This window comes from Peribacillus deserti (genome assembly GCF_016909175.1).
GTDB classification, from domain to species: Bacteria; Bacillota; Bacilli; order Bacillales; family DSM-1321; genus Paraperibacillus; species Paraperibacillus deserti.
Genome location: NZ_JAFBFI010000016.1, coordinates 59,830 through 79,693 on the forward strand (window position 1 = coordinate 59,830; position 19,864 = coordinate 79,693).

The following is a 19,864-nucleotide window of genomic DNA, read 5'->3' on the forward strand; positions in this document are numbered from 1 at the left end:
GTATTTCAGAACAGTGAAGACTAAAAAGGGGGAAGATGGATGGAATCTTATAGTTACTTTTGTTCAACACAGATTGAATTTGGCGAGGGCAAGTCAAAGCACCTGCCGGAAATGCTGCAATTCCTGCATGCTGGATCTAGTTTGCTTGTAGTTAGTGATCCAGGTGTTATCCGTGCAGGACTAGTTTTACCAATACAGAGATCGCTGGAAACTGCAGGGTTTAAGGTAACCCTTTTCGATTCAATTGCCCAAAATCCCAGAGACACCGATTGTTTAGCTGGTGCAGAGCTTTTTCGTCGTTCAGCAGCTGACGCTGTAATCGCTATCGGCGGAGGGAGTGCAATGGATACTGGCAAAACGATTGCCTTATGCGGGCCGAATGGCGGAATACCATCTGATTATGCTGATGGCTTGCGTCCATATTCTAAAATAGCCCCGATAATCTGTGTTCCGACTACTTCCGGGACTGGATCTGAAGTTACTCGTTCTGCTGTTATTACGGAGCAGGCAACACATCGAAAAATGACACTTAAGCATGCCCTTTTAAGGCCCATATTAGCGGTCCTTGACCCTCTGCTTACTTATAGCGTACCGCCGAGTGTAACTGCTGCTACCGGAGTTGACGCTCTAGTCCATGCTATAGAAGGGTATACCTGCAAAGTATCTAACCCTATATCTCAGGCTCTTGGCGCTAGTGCGATGAGGAAAATTGTTGGATCTCTCCCTGATGTATATCAGTATGGCGCGAACCGAGAAGCACGTAAAGAAATGCTAGAAGGAAGCCTGCTTGCCGGTTTGTGTTTTGGATCGGCAGATGTTGCAGCTGTCCACTGCCTGGCAGAAGCATTAGGCGGTCTTTATGATACTCCGCATGGTGTTGCAAATGCAGTATTCCTACCATATGTTCTGAGGTTTAACGCAGAAGAGAACAAAGAAATTCACAGCAGGCTTTCAAAAATCATGGGCTTTGCTGAAGAGTCTGAAGAGGAAGATCAAGCGGTGTCGAAACTAATTACTGGCATTCAAGATTTTGTATACTCCCTTGATATCCCGCATCTTAAAGACCTTCCGGGAATAAAAGAAGAAGATTTTCCGCGTATAGTTGAACTAGCCTATAACAACGGATCTACTCAAAGTAATGTTAGATCCGTTTCGAGAAGCGATTATCTCCAAATTCTTACACATGCTTACTTCAGCAAAGTGAGCCATTAAATAATTAAAAAGCACATCTCAAATTCAAAGGGGGTGTGCTTTTTTGGATAACTGTGCTTGGATATCAGAATCTCTGCTTTAAAAACTAATGCAATTGAAATAAATAAGCAGCTGCGTGCAAGCACCTTGCCTCGAAAAACAAAAGCCATGGTGAAAAACTTCGGACACAATTCAAGCTGGCTTGACATAATATTTTAGTAAAAGCATGAACCATTTTGGATCTAAAGCGATATTCTATTATTAACGTAGAAAAAATTAAATAATTACAGGTGGGATCCACATAGTATGGACACTATTGTGTTTGTTAGTGCAAATAAAACCGGGTCAAGCAGAGATGCACTAAAAGCAGCAAAAAGGCTTGGATTCCAGACCATATTGCTCACAGATAAACCGCATTTTATGGATCATCATAAGGATTTTTCCGAGGTTGATCAAATCATTTTAACGAATCTGCGGGACTTCGACGTTTTAAGAGGAAAGATAATGGAACTTCAGAGGTCTGGAAGTGTAATAAAAGCAATCATGAGTTTTATTGATCCCTTTGTTCATACAAGTGCCGCTTTGGCGGAAGAATTCTGCCAGACAGGTGTTCCTTCAAAACCGATACGTTATATGGAGGATAAAGTATTAACTCGAAGCCTTCTTTCTCATCTTTCTGTATCACCTTACTATCAAATATATAACCCAGAAAATCCCATGGAGCCTTTTGTAAATCTTCAAGAAGAACAATTCCCCCTTATTGTAAAATCCCCTTCTTCGGCAGGATCTCGCGACGTATTGTTAGCGAATAACAGGTCGCAGTTATATTTATCCTTAAAAGAGCTGCTGGCGAAATATGAAAATAAGCCTATATTAGTGGAGAAATTTCTATCCGGCCCTCAATATTTAATTGAAGTGGTTGTTTATAATGGCAACATCAATGTAGTGGCTATTATTGAACAGGAGGTCACTTTTTTTAAAAGATTTATTATAACAGGTTATTGTTTGCTGCCTGAAGTGGACAAACCTTTCTATGATGATTTATACAAAAGCATCCAAGCTATTGTACAAGCTTTTCAAATGGAGAATGGAGCGTGCCATCTCGAAATGCGATTAGTTGATAATGAATGGAAGTTGATTGAAGCCAACCCCAGGATAGCAGGAAGCGCTATGAACCGAATAATCGAGATCGGATGCGGAATTAAACTTGTAGAAGAAACCATTCAGCTTTTCTTAGGGAATAAACCCAATCTTACAAAAAAACACAGCAAGTTTGTTTATGCGCACTATTTCACAGTTGAAACAGAAGGAAAGCTGCTAAGTGTATCAGGCGATATGGAAGCATCCAAATCTCCAGGTGTAGAAGAAGTTTTTATAAAATCCAGGGTAGGAAAGGCTGTACGTCCCCCAATAAGGATGGGAGACAGGTATGGGTATGTAATCGCATCATCAAAAAACAAAGAGGATGCAAAACGTATAGCATTGGAGGCAGCACAGAAGGTACATTTTGAAATCAGTACTAAAATCAAAGAAAATTGATATTTTTTTAAGGATAGGGAACTTGGAGGCCATCCTGGCTGCGTAGGATTTGGAATGGGCAACCATCACGGCACTGGAGGATAAGAATGGGTGGGCATTACGATTCTACAGAGCCTACTAGAATAGAAAAAATCAAAATCATATTTCACAGCGAGTGACAAGGTGACTTTGTATACACATATAAAGCCGCCTTTTTCTTATTTAGGCCCAGAAAAGCTGCCCGGTTGTTTCCCATTATTTCTCGGGAAAGCGCAGGAAATGACAGATAACGCCAACAATGTCGAATATCCTGGTTAGAGGAAAGACCCGGGAAAATGGGGACAGTCCCCGCTTTATTTTATTAATGCGTTGATGGTTTAGGGTGTGTTATTGGCATAGAGTGAATAAAGGGGGATGTTTGCTATGAAAAGACGTACAGCTGAGCCTTATAAGATTAAAGCAGTAGAACCTCTGACGATTCTTACTTACGAACAAAGAAAAGAAGCTTTGAAAAGAGCAGGATTTAATACATTTTTAATTGATTCAGAGGATGTTTATATTGACCTGCTTACAGATAGCGGAACTACAGCGATGAGTGACAGGCAGTGGGCAGCCATTATGATGGGCGATGAGGCTTATGCTGGCAGCAGGAGCTGGAAGAAGTTAGAACAGGCAGTCAGGGAGGTATATGGCTATAAATATATCATTCCAACACACCAGGGGCGCGGTGCAGAGAATATCCTGTCTCAGTTAAAAATCAAGGATGGAGATTATGTACCCGGAAATATGTATTTTACTACAACTAGAGCTCACCAGGAGCTTAATGGCGCTACTTTTGTTGATGTGATTATTGATGAAGCTCATGATCCTTCAATTGACCATCCTTTTAAAGGGAATATAGATATTTTGAAGCTTCATAATTTAATAGATGAGGTTGGTTCAGAGAAAATTCCCTATCTGTGCCTGGCTGTAACAGTAAATCTTGCTGGAGGCCAGCCGGTGAGCATGGAAAATATAAGGGAAGTTTATAGAGTATGCAGGAATTATGGGATTGAGGTCATGTTCGATGCTACACGGTGTGTGGAAAACGCCTATTTTATAAAGGAACGAGAAGAGGGCTATAGCACCAAGCCAGTAGCTGACATTTTAAAAGAAATGATCTCCTATTCGGATGGATGTACGATGAGCGGAAAGAAAGACTGCCTGGTTAATATCGGAGGCTTCCTTGCTATGAATGATGAGGAACTGTATACCCGCGCTCGAGAACTTGTTGTAGTGTATGAAGGGATGCCTTCATACGGAGGTATGGCTGGAAGAGATATGGAAGCTATGGCTCAGGGAATTTATGAGGCGATCGATGACCATTACATTGAACATCGTATCCATCAGGTAAGATATCTGGGAGAACAGCTGTTAGAAGCAAGAATTCCAATAGTCCGTCCAATCGTGGGGCACGCGGTCTTTCTTGATGCCAGAGCATTTCTTCCTCACTTGAAGCAGGGAGATTTTCCAGCCCAATCGCTTGCGGCTGCCCTTTATCTGGATTCTGGTGTGCGTTCCATGGAAAGAGGAATCGTGTCAGCGGGAAGAAATAAGATTACAGGCAATCATAATCAGCCTAAACTGGAGCTTGTGAGACTGACCATTCCACGCCGTGTGTATACTAATAACCATATGGATGTAGTCGCAGATTCAATTATCTCACTTTATCAAAAAAGAAATCAGATTTGCGGCCTTCAAATGGTTTATGAACCGCCGACGCTTCGTTTCTTCAATGCGAGATTCTCACCGCTTTCCGATAATGGTGAACTTGTAGGAGGAGACGGCAGTGCAATCCATGTTAATTAATAGATAATAAAATGAATTAGTTTGCGTAAGATTGCAATTAGTATGAACATAGCGAACAGGAGAAATTTCTGTAAAATAGGAAAAATTTGTTTACAAACGATTTGAACTGTTATAATATCAAATAAATTTAATATCGACAAAACGATGATCAGGAGAAGTAATTCTTTCCCTTACCCTTAGAGAGCAGTCGGCAGCTGAAAAGACTGAGGTAACATAGAGTGAAGACACCTGTGAGTGTAGCTCTGAAAACGCTAGTAGGAGCTGACGGCAGTTTGCCGTTATACAAAAACAAGTGGCTGTATACAGCAATTTGGGTGGTACCGCGGTTTTCCCGTCCCTATTTTATATAGGGGCGGTTTTTTTATTTTTTGGAGGTGAGTACAGTGGATTCTGATGATGATGATAATAAAAAATGGACACCTAAAGGAGGAAAAAAAGTGACGGAACTAAAACGTGTACTCATCCGCGAATGTAAAGAAAAGGAAAATCAAGAGGTAACCATTAAAGGATGGGTTAAAAGGGTCAGGCATTTAGGAAGTATAAGCTTTGTCCTGCTAAGAGACAGAACAGGAGAGATCCAATGTGTACTGGAGAACCAATGGGCCGGCTTTAAGCTCGAAGCTGAAGGTGCGATTGAACTAAGAGGAATTGTAAAGAAGACAAATCAAACTCATATAGGTGTTGAAGTGCTTGCTGAGAGCGTAACTATTTTGTCAAACAGCGCCCCACTTCCATTTGAGCTGAGTAAACAAACGTTGAATGCAGGGCTGGACCAAGTCTTAAGTAATCGCTTCGTGTCCTTCAGACATCATAAAATCAGCACCATTTTTAAAATAAAAGCACTATTTGTAAAATCATTTAGCGAATTTCTAACCGAACAGGGCTTTACACAGATATTTACTCCTAAATTGGTTTCCCAGGGAGCAGAGGGTGGAGCAAATGTTTTTAAATTAAATTACTTTGGGAAGGAAGCTTATTTAGCTCAATCTCCGCAGTTTTATAAGCAGATGATGGTGGGAGCAGGCTTTGAACGGGTTTTTGAGATTGCACCTGTTTACCGGGCAGAGGAACATAACTCTTCAAGGCATCTAAATGAGTATATTTCATTAGACGCTGAAATGGGTTTTATAGAAGATTTTCGAGAAATCATGAAGCTTGAAACGGAACTGCTCAAATTTATATTTCAGAAAATACAATGCAGCTGCAGTCAGGATCTGGCTGCTTTCAATGCTAATATACCGGTGATAGATAAGATACCAGAATTGTCGCTGATAGAAGCACAAACCATCTTAAAGGAAGTCTATAAGAAAGAATCTCCTGAAGGAGACTTGAATACAGAAGGGGAAAAGCTGATAGGCAAGTATATAAAAGAAAAACAGGGAAGCGATTTTGTTTTCATCACCCATTATCCGGCTGACACAAGACCTATGTATACCATGCCTAATAAAGAAAATCCAAAACTGACAGATTCATTTGATTTATTATATAAAGGTACAGAAATAACTTCGGGAGGCCAGAGAATTCATAACCATGCTGAGCTTCTTAAGTCATTCGACAACAAAGGATTAAACCCAAAAGAATTCACTTCTTACTTAGAGGCTTTCCAATATGGCTTTCCTCCGCATGGGGGATTTGCAATTGGCCTTGAAAGAATATTGTATCGTTTCCTCAACCTCGGAAATGTGAGGGAAGCCAGTGCATTTCCAAGAGATTGTGACCGGCTAGTTCCATAATGGGGACTTCCCCGTTTCCCGGCCCCTTCACCCATAGGATGCGGGGGTTTCGGCTGGGGACAGTGTTTATTTCCCGAAATATCTCTGCTGGTTTTTGTAATGTTTATTCCAGGCAGCCGCTATCTGTTTATATGCTTGGTAAAGGGCCTGCAAATGGTAAATCTGGCGGCAGCTATCTGGGCAAGCCTGTCCATAACACTTTGGTTTAAATGAAGTGCAGCGTAAGTTTTTTTACAGCAAAAAAACGGGGAAAAATGTATTTCAGGCGATTGAAACCTGGAATAGCGATTAGGCAAAGGACTATTATAAGGAGTTCCGTTCAACACTGAACTTTGATGTTTCAAAGTCTGTGCTTCATAATAAGGCCGATTTTCAGGTCGAAAGATTTACGCTGGAAATGAACGGTGGCTTGTAAATGCAAACGAGAATAACATCAGGAAGGAAGGATCTGTTTGGGAGCAGTTATCATACATGGAGTAATACTAGCGTTTGGGCTTATTCTTCCATTAGGAGTCCAAAATATATTTATATTCCAACAAGGAGCATATCATACACATTTTGTGCGTGCGCTTCCTGCGGTTTTGACGGCAGCACTTTGTGATTTACTACTCATTACTCTGGCTGTTGGCGGAGTATCAATGATTGTCCTTGCAAATGATATGTTCAAAACGATACTCATGGCGGGTGGATGCTTGTTCTTATTTTATATGGGCTGGGTAACCTGGAAAACCAAGAATGGAAAGGGCAATGAAGAAGGAGAGGCGTTTACCGGAAAAAAACAAATTCTTTTTGCGGCTTCGGTCTCTTTATTAAATCCCCATGCCATTTTAGATACGGTTGGAGTTATCGGCACAAGTTCCCTGCAATATTCAGGAACTGATAGATGGCTGTTTGCCCTTTCCTGTGTGACGGTCTCCTGGATATGGTTTTTCGGGCTTGCTGTGTCAGGGAGGTATTTTGGGAAAATGGACCAAACTGGAAAGTTAATGAGTTTTGTAAATAAGTGTTCGGCGCTTATTATTTGGGGAGTGGCACTAATGCTTTTATATTCTCTATTATGACCTTTATTAAATAAAAAAGGTGCTGGCCAAATGAAGATGGCCAGCATTTTCTTATTATCTTCTTAAATTTTCTTGATCCTTTAATCTGTGCTGATGGTCAGGCAGACGTCCTGTGTTTTTTTCGTCTGGATCTTTCGGATGATTATTGCTTTGAAAACGCCGTTCCGCTTCAATCAAGCTCTCTTTTTCCTGATTATTTGGATTCATACTAATCCTCCTCATTGATGACTTACAATTTTATTTCCCTTTTTACCGAATGTAAAACAATCTTTTTGCCATTTTCACTTTTGGACAGCCTGCTTAATTGATCATCAGGAATTTCGTGGATTTGTTGATGATGAATCTGATGAATTTGAAATAACGGCGGTTTTACGCCTGCGCAGTCTATAAAACAGCCTGAAATTTTTTACTAAAGTTTTTATAACTGAATAAAGTGGAATGGCAATTAAAATGCCCACGAACCCATATATGGAACCGGCTACAAGCAAGAGCAGTATTATCGTTAATGGGTGTATATTTAACTTTTTACCCATTACATTCGGAGTAACTAGATGCCCTTCCAGCTGCTGAACAATCACTAATACAATTAGGACCTTTACAGCCATGAAAGGATCATTCTGCAACGCAACGAAAAGAGCAGGGATGATTCCTAAAAGAGGTCCGGCAAATGGGACGATGGTCAAGAACATAGCAAAAACAGCCAGAACCAGCGCATAATCTATGCCGATAATCATATATCCAATAAACATCAATGCTCCATCGACGGCAGCTATAATGAATTGGCCAGTAATATAAGTAGAAAGAGCTTTATCCATATCCATAAGAATTTTGTTTCCTTCCGGCTCATGATCAGAAGGAATGTATTTTAATAAGAATGGCCGCAGTTTATCATCGTCTTTCAAAAAATAAAATACAATAAAAGGAACGACTACCAAAACAGTTGCGATGCTGGTTAAGGTTGCAAATAGTTTGATAATGTTTTGTGAAGCGCTTTGGGAAAACGATCGAAAGTAGTTGACCGCTTTTTCCTGTAAATTGCCTCCTTCGATAAGACCAAAATCATGTTTTGATATTGCTTTCTCTGATTGAGAAGAGATTTCCTTGACTTTTTGAGGAAGAGTATCTGATAAATTTTTCACCTGATCTGCAATGGAAGGCCCAAAGAAGTGGAAAATAGCGAATATTGTTCCAAAGATGAATGCATATACAGTTAATATACTCACTGTTTTAGGCAGGAATTTAGACAGCAGACGAACTACAGGCCTGAGTAAATAATAAAGCAGGCCTGATATCAAAATCGGAAAGAAAATCGTAGCGATAAACTGCTGAATGGGTTTCATAAAATAACCAATCCGGCCGAAAAGCAAAATAATAATTAAACATAAGATAATTCCAGTAGCATATTTGAAAAATGGCTTATTAATCCACATCCTAATGACCTCCCGCGGCAAATACCTAGATAAAAGTGCCGAATAGACACTTACATTACTCCTTTCCTATTTGCGGTAAATTTAAACGCTTAGACTCAGGAATAATTTACTTGCTATCCAGAAAAGACATTTTGGCCAGGAGGGCCATCCATTCTTAATTGTAAAAAGATCTTTATGTATGGGGGACTCCTGGAGATGACTGCTGCTGTTTGTACAATTTTATTGCCGTTCGTCAGGAGTTATGGCAGAAACTAAATGAAAGGCGGAACAGCTTAAACAGCGTTCCTTTATTAGCAGGTATAGGGATCGCAGAACTGTTGTTTTACGCAGCCGCCCTAATCAAAAGAAACGGAGGCAGGACATTGAACAGTGTAGTAGAACTTCAAGCTGTTGTTGAAGATTCATTTAAAATATTAAACGGCCTACCTAATTATATTTCTTTTGAAGAAAATCAAACACAGGTGGAAAGTGAAGTTTCGCTCGAAAATAAAATAAAGAGAATATTGAGTTTTGGCGAACAGCTGAAAGTTAAGAGAATTGGCGCTATCATACATAAATCCTCAAGTAAGTACCATTTTCTATCTCAGTTATTGAATAGATACCATTTCGACTACTATGCCTCTAAAGTTGAGTTTCAGCGCGGGCTTTTCAATATTGACGAGGAGCCATTCAGCTATGAATGGAGATCCATAGGAAACGAAACGATAACGGAAGAAGACTTTATATTGCTATGGAGCAGGTGCATGCAGGGTTCTGCAAATGCTGCGTCGTCACTTTCAATTGAAGAACATCTTTCATCTGTCAAAAGCGAGCTTGGTACAGGATGGGAAAATTCATGTATGGCCGTTTTTAAGGAGAATCAGGCAGTCGGGATTTCAATTCCACATCTAGAGCCGGGGACGCTTGATGAAGGGCGGTTATTTTATTTTGGACTTATTCCAGAACAACGCGGCAAAGGTTTAAGTACAGAAATACATTACCAGTCCTTGAAGCTGTTAAAAGAAATGGGAGCCTCTTATTATAAAGGAAGTACGCATAAATCTAACAAAAGCATGCAGGCAGTATTTCAGAAAAATGGCTGTGTGCTGAAAGAATATGTAGAATCTTACTACATTACTTTATAAAGCGCTCCTGTTTCTTAAAAAAAGCAGCAGCGGCCACCTTAGGAATGATTACGTTCTTGGTAGATCCTATAATTAATTGAAACAAATTGAAGGCTATCTGCTCGAAAAGCAGATAGCCATATCCAAATTATGCAGTTGTTTTAATATTAACGAGATGTACCACCGAATTGACCTGCCATTTGAGATTGAGCTGTAGCAACAAGACGTTTTGTAATTTCTCCACCTACTGAACCGTTAGCACGAGAAACTGTTTCAGCACCTAATTGTACGCCAAACTCTTGAGCGATTTCAAATTTCATTTGGTCGATTGCTTGTTGTGCGCCTGGAACTAATTTTTGACGATTTCCACCACTACGACGTGACATGTGTGTTCACCTCCTTCTGGGTTGATACTTTTAATCTCCCTCTTTTTTAAGAGTTCATACATCTAAAAAATGATAATTAAAAATAAAAGAGTTCAATATGAAATACTTTTGAAAAGTAATATGGATAATTATGTATGGTGGTAACAATTTGGAAAACTAGTACCTAATGAAGAGCTGGAAACTTTCGGAAGACTATGGTCATTTCCTATCATTTTCAAAACACAAAACCTCAGTTTTTTCAATGGTTTTTACATATAGTGCATGACTAAATAAAGGTATATTTTTACACATCTAAAATTTATATGTAAAACCTTTTAATCACCTTTATACATATTTTGGGAACTAAACAAAACAATTTTGGTATAAATTGGAATTTATTTTTCGATGTTCTTGTCTACTTGATTGTGTGTACATAATTTTCTCTCTGTACAAAAATAAAAGATATGATGGATTTTTTTGTACAAATAATTTTTTAAATGATAATTATGTATGGAATTAGTGAACCCATGCCGCAAGGGACTAACGCCACCCAACTTCGAATAAAAAAATCCATTAGGTACTAGGTAAATTAGATATAGATTGTGAAGAAATGTACTTACCCTAACGTGTCAGTTTTATGGAAGAAGGAGTTTGTGTATTATTTGTAGAAGTTTAAAAAGTTACAAACGAATGGATTTGAGGATCTCTGAACGACATAATTTTTATATCTCTGAACGACATAATTTTTATTTTAGGAGGGAACAACATGGAAGTTTTTGCAGAATATTTAACGCATATTGATAACCCGCAACATCGGGCTCGTACGGAAGAAGTTTTGGATTGGGTAACTAAGAAATTCCCAAATTTAGTGCCGAAAATTGCGTGGAATCAGCCTATGTTTACCGATCATGGGACATATATTATTGGCTTTAGCATAGCCAAACATCATTTGGCTGTTGCTCCTGAAAGGGCAGGTATTATTCATTTTTCTGATGATATTGTGCAGGCTGGCTATGATCACAGCAAGCAGTTAGTACGTATCCAGTGGGATAGTCCGGTTGATTTCTCATTACTTGAGAAAATGATCGAGTTTAATATTTTAGATAAGGCAGAATGTTCAACTTTTTGGCGGAAATAATTATGGCGTATAAACCACCACGTTTTTTTGCGGCTTTGGTTTTAGGCTTTGATTCTAAAAGCGTCCCGAAGCAAACTAGATTGAACACCATTTATAAGTGTGTAAGGATGGTGAAGAATTAGATAAACATAGCATTTTGAAATTATTTACATGCAAATTCAGAGGCGGTCGCTGAGTACGTACAAAGTTAAAAAAGAAGTGGCAAAGACTTCAAAAGACCGTACAATTTATACTAACAGTAAAACTAAATTTGTTAGTAAGATATTAGAGAAAGTGATGAAGTAAATTCTAAAAGCTTAAGCCCAATAATTAATGCAGCGGCGATCTAATTTCTTATTCAACTATCGGCCAGATTAGCGACATGAGCTCTCTGTAACTTTCCAAGCCAGGTCTGCGTGACATTACATCAATTAATGTCCTATTAGTAAGAAATTGAGAATGATCATCCTTGACTGTCAGCTGATCGAAAAAAATGAAGAGGGGTGTTCCTTGATGACAAATAGTAGAAAGAATCCTAAGGTTGATGAATTTTTAAGTAAAGCCAAAAAGTGGCAGGAAGAATTTGAAAAATTGAGAACAATCATTCTTGACTGTGAGCTGACTGAAGAATTTAAGTGGATGCATCCTTGTTATACGTTTGAGAAAAAAAACATAGTTTTAATACATGGGTTTAAAGAATATTGTGCGCTTCTGTTTCACAAAGGTGCCTTGTTACAGGATGCCCATGGGATTCTAATCCAACAAACGGAGAATGTACAGGCGGCGCGCCAAATTCGGTTCACCAATGTTCAAGAAATAGCTGCAATGGAAACCATCTTGAAGACCTATATTTATGAAGCCGTTGAAGTTGAAAAATCCGGTTTGGAAGTCAATTTGAAAAAGAATAAAGAATACATAATTCCTGAAGAATTTCAAAATAAATTAGATGAAATCCCTGCCTTGAAAGCTGCTTTTGATCAACTGACTCCGGGACGGCAAAGAGCATACATTCTTTATTTTTCTGCACCCAAACAATCCAAAACTCGAGTGTCAAGGGTTGAAAAATATATGCAGCAAATTCTCAATGGAAAGGGATTAAATGATTAGTATATTCGAGGAGAAGATAAATTAATCAAACTTTAGACCGCTGAGTAACTGCATATAAATCCCTAGCGCAATAGGCATGGTTTCCAGAATAGTAATATCAAATAGAAGAGGGATGGATTTGACAGGTAATGCATGCTCCACTTTTGGCGGTCGATTTTCTGGGTAAATCACCTGGAAAGGAGACTCGTAATAGATTGTGCCATGCATTGTTTCCTTTTTGATAAAGAAACTTTTATCAATGCTGTTAAGAACTCCCTTATCGATTAACCAAAGGTGGAAGCAGATGATCGTCCTTTCGCTGTCTTTTACAGTACCGGATTCAGGTGTTTATTTCCTTCCGCGTACACATATTTGTGCAGAAAAAAGCAGCCGCATGTGAGCAGCTGCTTGAAATGCAATGATTCTTATTCATTACCTTTGAAAAAATTCAATCCATTCGCGGTCGGGTCCGTATATAAAGAAGTATCTGTATCCATTAGGAAGGGTAATGATTTCGTCGTCTATTACTTCAACGTTGTCTAAACCTTTTATCCTTCGGAACTCTTCTTCTATAACCTCCGATTTTACAGCGAAATGATGGACTATTCCTTCGTTTGGTAAACTGTCATTATAGCCTTTTATAAGTTCTATTTCTGTTTCGCCTTCGTTGTTAAATCCTAGAAACGCTAATTCGATGACCCCGTTCGTATGTAAAAGACGGTCTTTAAGAGTTAACCCTATTACGTCCTGATAAAATGTAATGGATTTATCCATATCTCTGACCATGATTCCTATGTGATCCAATTTATTTATTGACATACATTTTACACCTCTTTATTCTGCAAAGTTTTTATACAGCTGGTACTTCAATTCTCAGCATTTTAAGTGCAGCGGCTGTAAACATCTCAACTCCCATACTTAGAGCTTCTTCATCTATCGTGAAGCGGGCATGATGATGAGGATAAATGATTCCTTTTTCAATATTCCCTGCACCAGTAAAGAAAAAGCAGCCATCCGCTTTTTGGAGGTAAGCCGAAAAATCTTCTCCAACCATGTTAGGTTTCATCAATTCAACAGAATGCTCCCCATAAAGTTCCAATGCCGTATCATGAATAAACCGGGTAACTTTTTCGTGATTGATGACTGGACGATAGCCGAAATCAAATCTGAAATCATAGCTAGCCCCATGTGCCTCCGTTATACCTTTAATAACCCTCTCCATTAATACAGGCACTTTTTCCCGGATTTCTGGATTGAAGCTTCGAACTGTGCCCATAATCTCAACAGAGCCTGGTATAACATTATGGGTAGTACCGCCAGTGAATTTAGTAACCGAGATCACGAGCTGTTCAATGGGATCTACATTTCTCGATACAATATGCTGCAAATTCGTTACAACCTGTGCTGCCACTGCTATGCTGTCAATCGTTTCATGCGGCAGTCCGCCGTGTCCGCCTCTGCCTTTGACTGTAACATAAAAAGTGTCGGGAGCAGCAAGCATTGGCCCATAAATGATCCCTGCTTTGCCAGCCTCAAGCGGTGACCATAAATGGGTTCCAATAACAGCATCCACACCGTCCATAACGCCGGCTTCAACTAATTCCTCAGCTCCGCCGGGATACAATTCCTCTGCATGCTGAAAAATAAATCGTATTTCTCCATGAAGCTCGTTTTGTTTTGCGGATAAAATTTTTGCCGCTCCGAGAAGGATGGCAGTGTGTCCATCATGCCCGCATGCGTGCATAACTCCGGGGTTTTTAGAGGAAAATTCAAAATCGTTTTCTTCTTGTATAGGAAGTGCATCAATATCTGCACGGATAGCGAGTACTTTCCCCGGGTTCTTCCCTATAAGCCTAGCCATTACACTATTTTTAGATGGCTTTGACAGCTCTAGATTTCCAAATAATTGAAGAGTTTCATATATAAAACGAGAGGTCTTCTCTTCATGGAATGACAATTCAGGATTTTGATGCAAATATCGTCTCCACTTGATTACCTGATCCATTACCGCTGCAGCATCTTTCTTAACTTCAGAAGAAAACATATTTTTCACTCCTTCAAATGCTAAAGATTATGAAGCCATTATATAGCTATTTGAAAATTTTGTATACGTAAAGGCAGATGGACAGAAAGCATTATGTGGAGGATATAACTCGGGTAAATGACCCGCACCGTATGCCAAGAGGGTCATTCAGACCGTGTAGGAGAAAGTTTTTAAAGGATAAACATGGAGATATAGATCATACTATAAAATGGCTTGATTCTGATTCTGTTTTAGGAGAGAAGCTAATGTCGGGATCCATTGAAATTATTATTCGAACTCTAACTGCTTTCCTATTCTTATGGATTTTTGTCCTAATGTTCGGAAAACAGACGATTTCGCAAAAAACCTATCACTTGTATATCGCGTCGATAACCATGGGAACGATTGCGGGAAACCTTGCTTTCAATATTAAAATAAAGTTTAGTTATTTTGTTTTGGCAATAGTAATTATGGGAGCAATCGCAGCAATTCTGAATTTCATCGCGGTGAAAAATCGCAAGTATCGAAAATGGATTATGGGGGAACCTGAACTCTTAATATTGAACGGTGAAATAATTGAGGGAAATTTGAAGAAAATAGGGTATTCCTTAGATACTCTGAAGGGAGCTCTAAGAGAAAAGGATATTTTCCATACAGAAGAAGTTCAGAAAGCACAATTAGAGATAAATGGGACGCTTTCTGTATTAAAAAGACCGGAATATCGGACGCTCACCAGGCAGGATCTGAATAACCTTCAATCCAATACACCAATCGAATTAATGCTCGAGGGGAAATTTGTAGAGGCTAACTTATTAAGGAGCCGGTACACAAAGGACTGGCTATTGAACGAGCTGCAAAGAAGACAAATCCAACAACATTTTGTCCGTTATGCAGTGATTGGCAGCAATGGAAGACTCTTTATTGATTTATACCGCGAATCTCCAAAAGGCTGAGCCCAAAAGCAAACTTAGGCGGGGTACATAGGCTTTTAAATGAAGATGATTGCCTTTTAACAAAGAGCAGCGGAATAATTATTGATCATTATTGCCCTAAATACTTTTGAATTGAGGTAAATTCGAAAATAACTGCGCCAAAGTTAGAATCGGCTTGCAGCTGCATGGAGGATGTTTGCGTCCCAGACTAGGGGGATTGGTCCTATTAATCGGTAATTGCACGTTAAAAAACCGCAGAACTGCGATTAGTCATATATCCAATAAGAGCAGGAAGGATATACTCCAAGCAGCACTCTATAATGCTGCTTTTAATTATGGAGCAAAGCCTTCCTGAGAAACGAAAATCATTTCTTCTGGAAAAAATTTAGAAAAATGTTTAACTGCCTTCATATGGAGATTTGTGTCATACCATCTGGAAAATCCATGTTCTTCAAATATTTCAGGCATTCCCAGTTTTGCAGATCGTCTTCCTCCAGCGCCATCCCCAATAGTCAATGTATCAATACAGATCCGGTCTACATGGCCGGAAAAAATAGAAGGAAAATCAGGTGTGCAAGGAAGCATAGGCGAAATGGCAGCCTGTGTGGCTATTCCTGCTTTCTTAATGGCTGCTAATGCTTTTATCCTAAGGGGTATACTCGGTGCATTGGGGGCAAATAGCTTTCGAACATCCTCCCGGTCTGTTTCGATCGTCATGGACACACGAAGTCCACATTTTTCTTTTAGCCTGTCAAGCAGATCTATATCTCTTGTCACTAGGGGGGAACGGGTTTGAAGAAGAAGGAAATCTGGGGGATTCTCGATCATCGCAAGAAGCAGTGACCGCGTAACCTCAGCTTTGCGTTCTATAGGCTGATAAGGATCAGTTGAGGAACTCATAAATATACAAACTGTCTTTCCTTTTTTTCGGAGATTTAAGATTTCTTTCCGATAATTATCTGAGGCATTAATCTTTGTATCGATCCACGTACCCCATGCCTGGTCTCTGAATTTTTGGATAGGCAGCTCCCGGACATAACAATATGAACATCCAAACACGCATCCAGCATATGGATTTAAGCTGTGCGTATACCCGAAGTCCAGAAAGCCCTTCGCTTCGGTTAATATTTTCTTTGAAGATATGTTCTTCATCTCCATATGTTTCAATCTCCTTTCCTCTCATCCAATTATACATGTAAACAGCCAAACCTCATAAAGATTGACTAAATCCATTCTTTCCCATGATGCAAACTTCAGTAAAGTACGCAACCTAAAGAATAACATACTAGAGGGAGTGTACGGAATGGGAAGATTAAGAACATTTGCCATAGCTGCATCCATCCTTTTTTTGTTAGCGGGAGGCACAGTATATTGGCTTCAGTCAAAAAGGGAGGCAGACCAAGATAATGCGCGAGCAAGCCGTTTTAGTGCAGCCCATTCACGCATACTAAGTCAGGATGACAACAGGGATATGCTGCATATTAACAGCTTAGAAGAGGGAATTTCTCTAAAAAATGAGCTTCGGAGGAACCCGCATATAACACTCGTGAAGCATAATATACAGGACGAGAGCCACTATCATGAGCATGAAGCTACTGTAAAATTTAAAAAGCATCCAAACAGGCAGGAGCTAGAAGAGATGCTTGCAAAGATAAACGGGAAAGTCATTAAAACTTTTAATCATACCATTGTGTTCAGGTCGACCAGCAAAAACACTTCTGAATTACTGCAATATTTTAATCATCTCGACAATGTGGAGTTCGCAGAGCCAAATTATATTTATATGCAAAATGAGGCGAATGTACCGAATGACTCTCTATACCGCCGCCAATATCAATGGAATTTGCCGGTTATTCAAACAGAAGAAGGCTGGGATATTACCAGAGGGAGTGAAAATGTTGTTATAGCTGTGGTCGATACAGGAGTGGATTTAGACCATCCTGATTTAAAGCGGAGAATTACGAGGGGATATAATGTTATTGCCAGAAACAGCAGCCCAGATGATGATAATGGCCATGGTTCCCACGTAGCTGGAATCATTGCTTCAGAAACCAATAACCTCCGGGGCATTGCAGGACTCACCTGGTATAATAAAATCATGCCTATAAAGGTAATGAATGAAAAGGGCTATGGAAACGCTTTTGACGTTGCCAGAGGAGTGATCTGGGCTGCCGACCATGGAGCAGATGTGATCAACTTAAGCCTTGGAAATTACCAGCCTTCTGCCGTTATGCAGGAAGCTGTTCAATATGCCTTTGATCGAGATGTCGTAATCACTACTGCAGCGGGAAATGATAATACAGATCAGCCGAGTTTTCCAGCTGCTTATCCCGAAGTAATTTGTGTGACAGCTGTAGATTATAATGGAAATCGCGCAGAGTTTTCAAATTATGGAGAATATGTTGATGTAGCAGCCCCAGGTGTGGATATCCCAAGCACGTATTTTCATAAGCAATACGCAGCTCTTTCGGGCACATCTATGGCAGCCCCCCATGTGGCAGCACTGGCTGGTTTGATTAGATCGGCAAACCCAGATTTGAAAAACACGAAGGTGATGAGCATTATATCAAAGTGCTCCTACGACTTAGGTAACAAAGGATATGACCCATACTTTGGAAGCGGATTAATTGATATTCGAAATTCTCTTCAGCAAGTCGAAAAGCCGAGGAAGCCGCAAAGAGAAAGCTTCTGGGATGAACTGAGAAATGCGTTCGACATACGTTAATAGAGCGGTCTCCTTCAAGGAGGCCGCTTCTTTTGGGGAGAGGCAGGATATGACATAGTGGCGAGAAGGACTAAAGAGGATTACTACAAAGACTTATTTATTTGGAAAAAACAATTTCTCCATTTATATACGTTTGCTCAACAGATAGTAAATCTATTTCGTCATGAGGCACTTTCAGTATATCTTTATTAAGAACGATAAAATCTGCGCAATATTCTGGGGCAAGCATTCCCGTTGAAGGCAGCCGGCATATTTCTGCGGCTGTACGCGTATATAAAGCAATGGCTTCCTGGATATTAATCCTTTCCTTACTGCCTAGATCGGTTCCATCATAAGCCTTCCGGGTTACGGCTGCCTTTATTCCGATAAAAGGATTATGCGGTACTGCCCAGGCAGTTGCGGGTGCATCGGAAGATAAACAGACAGAAACTCCTTTCTCTAGCATGCTCTTGACCGGGTAGGAAAGACGGGTTCTTTCTATTCCTAAATTAGATAAATATCCTTCAATTTCTGCAAAGAAAAAAATGGGCTGAGGAATAAGCGCTATATTGAATGTACGAGCGAGCTCTAATATTTCCTGGCTGGAGAGGGATGCATGTTCGAGACGGAAGGACGGGCCGTTCAAAAGCCAGGGTTCTTTATTAGAAAATAGGCCTGCAGTCAGCTGGATGGCCTGTTCGCCCATCGCATGGACACTCACCTGGATTCCCATTTTTCTGGCATAGTCGCATGCATCAATAATCGCTTCCTTTGTGGCAATAGACAAACCAAATTGTTCCTCTTTCCCTAGGTAAGAGGGACTGACCCATGCAGTTCTCCCTGTAATGCTACCATCTGCAAATAATTTGACGCCTCCTATAAAAACAGTTTGGTCAACATTCAATTGACTGTCAGCCAGTTCAGGTTTTTTAATAATTTCATCCCATAGATAATAAAGTACTGTCTTTTGGCGGAATCCTTTTTCCTGAGCAGCTTTAAACATTTCATAGAAACCATGATTAGACATCATTTCTGTCACAGAAGTTATCCCATATCTAGACAGCTCATTACTAAGTTCAGCAAGCATCTCACAGTTTTGCTCAAAAGAAGAAGGAGGCTTTAGACTGGTTACTAAGCTCATAGCAGCTTCTTCACGCAGCACACCAGTCGGTGCCCCTTTTTCATCGCGGTCAATCGATCCTCCTTCTGGATCTGGCGTGCTGTGATCAATTCCTGCTAACTTGAGTGCATAGCTGTTAACCACGCATACATGAGCACATGAACGAGTTATAACGACAGGAATATCCGGGCAGACAGTATCCAGTTCCCATCTGGTCGGAAGACGTTTTTCATCCATCTTTCCTTCATCAAAACCCCATCCATATATCCACTGATCTTCTCCTTGCTGGTCTTTCTTCAGGGTTATTTTAGTAAGCATTTGTGTTATCGATCGGATTTCAGGCGGCGTACAGGGAATCTGGTTCATCGTTTCTGCCAGCATAAATGCATGCATATGAGCATCAACAAATCCAGGGAGAACTCGTTTTCCCATTAAATCAACAATTTTTCCTTCAGATAAGTCTATAGAACCGCCTTCTCCAATCCACAAGATTTTTCCTTTCTCCACGACCATTGCATCTGCATAAGGCTGGTAAGGGTTAGCTGTGAAAATTCGACCATTTATATACATGTTTTTCATTATAAATCCCCCTAATTAAGGTAAATAAAGGCCTTCATAAGCATGATCAGCAAA

17 protein-coding genes and 1 other annotated feature are annotated in these 19,864 nt (G+C 39.9%); of the genes, 10 read left to right on the forward strand and 7 right to left on the reverse strand.

Annotation, left to right across the window (positions count from 1 at the left end; all coding sequences use genetic code 11):
• The first annotated feature begins 39 nt into the window (after nucleotides 1–39).
• The 5 genes from JOC77_RS15980 (at nucleotide 40) to JOC77_RS16000 (ending at nucleotide 7,351) form a co-directional block, all read left to right on the forward strand.
• Nucleotides 40–1,212, forward strand: a complete 1,173-nt coding sequence (locus tag JOC77_RS15980; RefSeq protein ID WP_204545024.1) for an iron-containing alcohol dehydrogenase — start codon at nucleotides 40–42, stop codon at nucleotides 1,210–1,212.
• A gap of 285 nt (nucleotides 1,213–1,497) precedes the next feature.
• Complete coding sequence (locus JOC77_RS15985) at nucleotides 1,498–2,730, forward strand: ATP-grasp domain-containing protein (RefSeq protein ID WP_204545027.1); 1,233 nt, start codon at nucleotides 1,498–1,500, stop codon at nucleotides 2,728–2,730.
• A gap of 402 nt (nucleotides 2,731–3,132) precedes the next feature.
• On the forward strand, nucleotides 3,133–4,557 hold the full coding sequence (locus JOC77_RS15990) for a tyrosine phenol-lyase (protein WP_204545029.1): 1,425 nt from the start codon (nucleotides 3,133–3,135) through the stop codon (nucleotides 4,555–4,557).
• 135 nt (nucleotides 4,558–4,692) lie between these two features.
• Nucleotides 4,693–4,899: a binding site (T-box leader), on the forward strand.
• A 95-nt stretch (nucleotides 4,900–4,994) separates the two neighbouring features.
• On the forward strand, nucleotides 4,995–6,290 hold the full coding sequence (gene aspS / locus JOC77_RS15995; protein WP_204545204.1) for an aspartate--tRNA(Asn) ligase: 1,296 nt from the start codon (nucleotides 4,995–4,997) through the stop codon (nucleotides 6,288–6,290).
• A gap of 452 nt (nucleotides 6,291–6,742) precedes the next feature.
• Nucleotides 6,743–7,351, forward strand: a complete 609-nt coding sequence (locus JOC77_RS16000; protein ID WP_239558829.1) for a LysE/ArgO family amino acid transporter — start codon at nucleotides 6,743–6,745, stop codon at nucleotides 7,349–7,351.
• 54 nt (nucleotides 7,352–7,405) lie between these two features.
• Here JOC77_RS16000 and JOC77_RS16005 read toward each other — a convergent pair whose 3' ends face one another.
• Both JOC77_RS16005 and JOC77_RS16010 read right to left on the reverse strand, forming a co-directional pair.
• A complete protein-coding gene (locus tag JOC77_RS16005) occupies nucleotides 7,406–7,558 on the reverse strand; it encodes a hypothetical protein (protein WP_204545031.1) in 153 nt (50 codons plus the stop codon).
• 104 nt (nucleotides 7,559–7,662) lie between these two features.
• A complete protein-coding gene (locus JOC77_RS16010) occupies nucleotides 7,663–8,781 on the reverse strand; it encodes an AI-2E family transporter (protein ID WP_204545033.1) in 1,119 nt (372 codons plus the stop codon).
• Nucleotides 8,782–8,990: 209 nt separating this feature from the next.
• Here JOC77_RS16010 and JOC77_RS16015 point away from each other — a divergent pair, with 209 nt between their 5' ends.
• Nucleotides 8,991–9,905 carry a GNAT family N-acetyltransferase gene (locus tag JOC77_RS16015; RefSeq protein WP_204545035.1) on the forward strand — a complete coding sequence of 305 codons (915 nt, stop codon included), beginning with the start codon at nucleotides 8,991–8,993 and terminating at the stop codon, nucleotides 9,903–9,905.
• 146 nt (nucleotides 9,906–10,051) lie between these two features.
• Here the strand turns inward: JOC77_RS16015 and JOC77_RS16020 are convergent, their stop codons facing one another.
• Nucleotides 10,052–10,270: an alpha/beta-type small acid-soluble spore protein gene (locus JOC77_RS16020; RefSeq protein ID WP_204545037.1), complete on the reverse strand. Its 219-nt coding sequence runs from the start codon at nucleotides 10,268–10,270 to the stop codon at nucleotides 10,052–10,054.
• A gap of 745 nt (nucleotides 10,271–11,015) precedes the next feature.
• Between JOC77_RS16020 and JOC77_RS16025 the strand changes: the two genes are divergently transcribed.
• Both JOC77_RS16025 and JOC77_RS16030 read left to right on the forward strand, forming a co-directional pair.
• Complete coding sequence (locus JOC77_RS16025; RefSeq protein WP_204545039.1) at nucleotides 11,016–11,387, forward strand: iron chaperone; 372 nt, start codon at nucleotides 11,016–11,018, stop codon at nucleotides 11,385–11,387.
• 492 nt (nucleotides 11,388–11,879) lie between these two features.
• Entirely contained in the window at nucleotides 11,880–12,473 is a 594-nt protein-coding gene (locus JOC77_RS16030; RefSeq protein ID WP_204545224.1) for a YdeI/OmpD-associated family protein, read from the forward strand.
• Nucleotides 12,474–12,884: 411 nt separating this feature from the next.
• Here JOC77_RS16030 and JOC77_RS16035 read toward each other — a convergent pair whose 3' ends face one another.
• Entirely contained in the window at nucleotides 12,885–13,271 is a 387-nt protein-coding gene (locus tag JOC77_RS16035) for a VOC family protein (protein ID WP_204545042.1), read from the reverse strand.
• Nucleotides 13,272–13,302: 31 nt separating this feature from the next.
• A complete protein-coding gene (locus JOC77_RS16040; protein WP_204545044.1) occupies nucleotides 13,303–14,496 on the reverse strand; it encodes a M20 family metallopeptidase in 1,194 nt (397 codons plus the stop codon).
• A 245-nt stretch (nucleotides 14,497–14,741) separates the two neighbouring features.
• Between JOC77_RS16040 and JOC77_RS16045 the strand changes: the two genes are divergently transcribed.
• Nucleotides 14,742–15,428: a DUF421 domain-containing protein gene (locus JOC77_RS16045; RefSeq protein WP_204545047.1), complete on the forward strand. Its 687-nt coding sequence runs from the start codon at nucleotides 14,742–14,744 to the stop codon at nucleotides 15,426–15,428.
• 312 nt (nucleotides 15,429–15,740) lie between these two features.
• Here the strand turns inward: JOC77_RS16045 and JOC77_RS16050 are convergent, their stop codons facing one another.
• The gene (locus tag JOC77_RS16050) at nucleotides 15,741–16,565 is read right to left on the reverse strand and encodes an SPL family radical SAM protein (RefSeq protein WP_204545060.1); all 825 of its coding nucleotides are present in this window, start codon (nucleotides 16,563–16,565) and stop codon (nucleotides 15,741–15,743) included.
• 145 nt (nucleotides 16,566–16,710) lie between these two features.
• Here JOC77_RS16050 and JOC77_RS16055 point away from each other — a divergent pair, with 145 nt between their 5' ends.
• Nucleotides 16,711–18,132, forward strand: a complete 1,422-nt coding sequence (locus JOC77_RS16055; protein ID WP_204545064.1) for a S8 family peptidase — start codon at nucleotides 16,711–16,713, stop codon at nucleotides 18,130–18,132.
• Between the two features lie 97 nt (nucleotides 18,133–18,229).
• Here the strand turns inward: JOC77_RS16055 and JOC77_RS16060 are convergent, their stop codons facing one another.
• Complete coding sequence (locus JOC77_RS16060) at nucleotides 18,230–19,810, reverse strand: amidohydrolase (protein WP_204545067.1); 1,581 nt, start codon at nucleotides 19,808–19,810, stop codon at nucleotides 18,230–18,232.
• Nucleotides 19,811–19,864 lie beyond the last annotated feature (54 nt).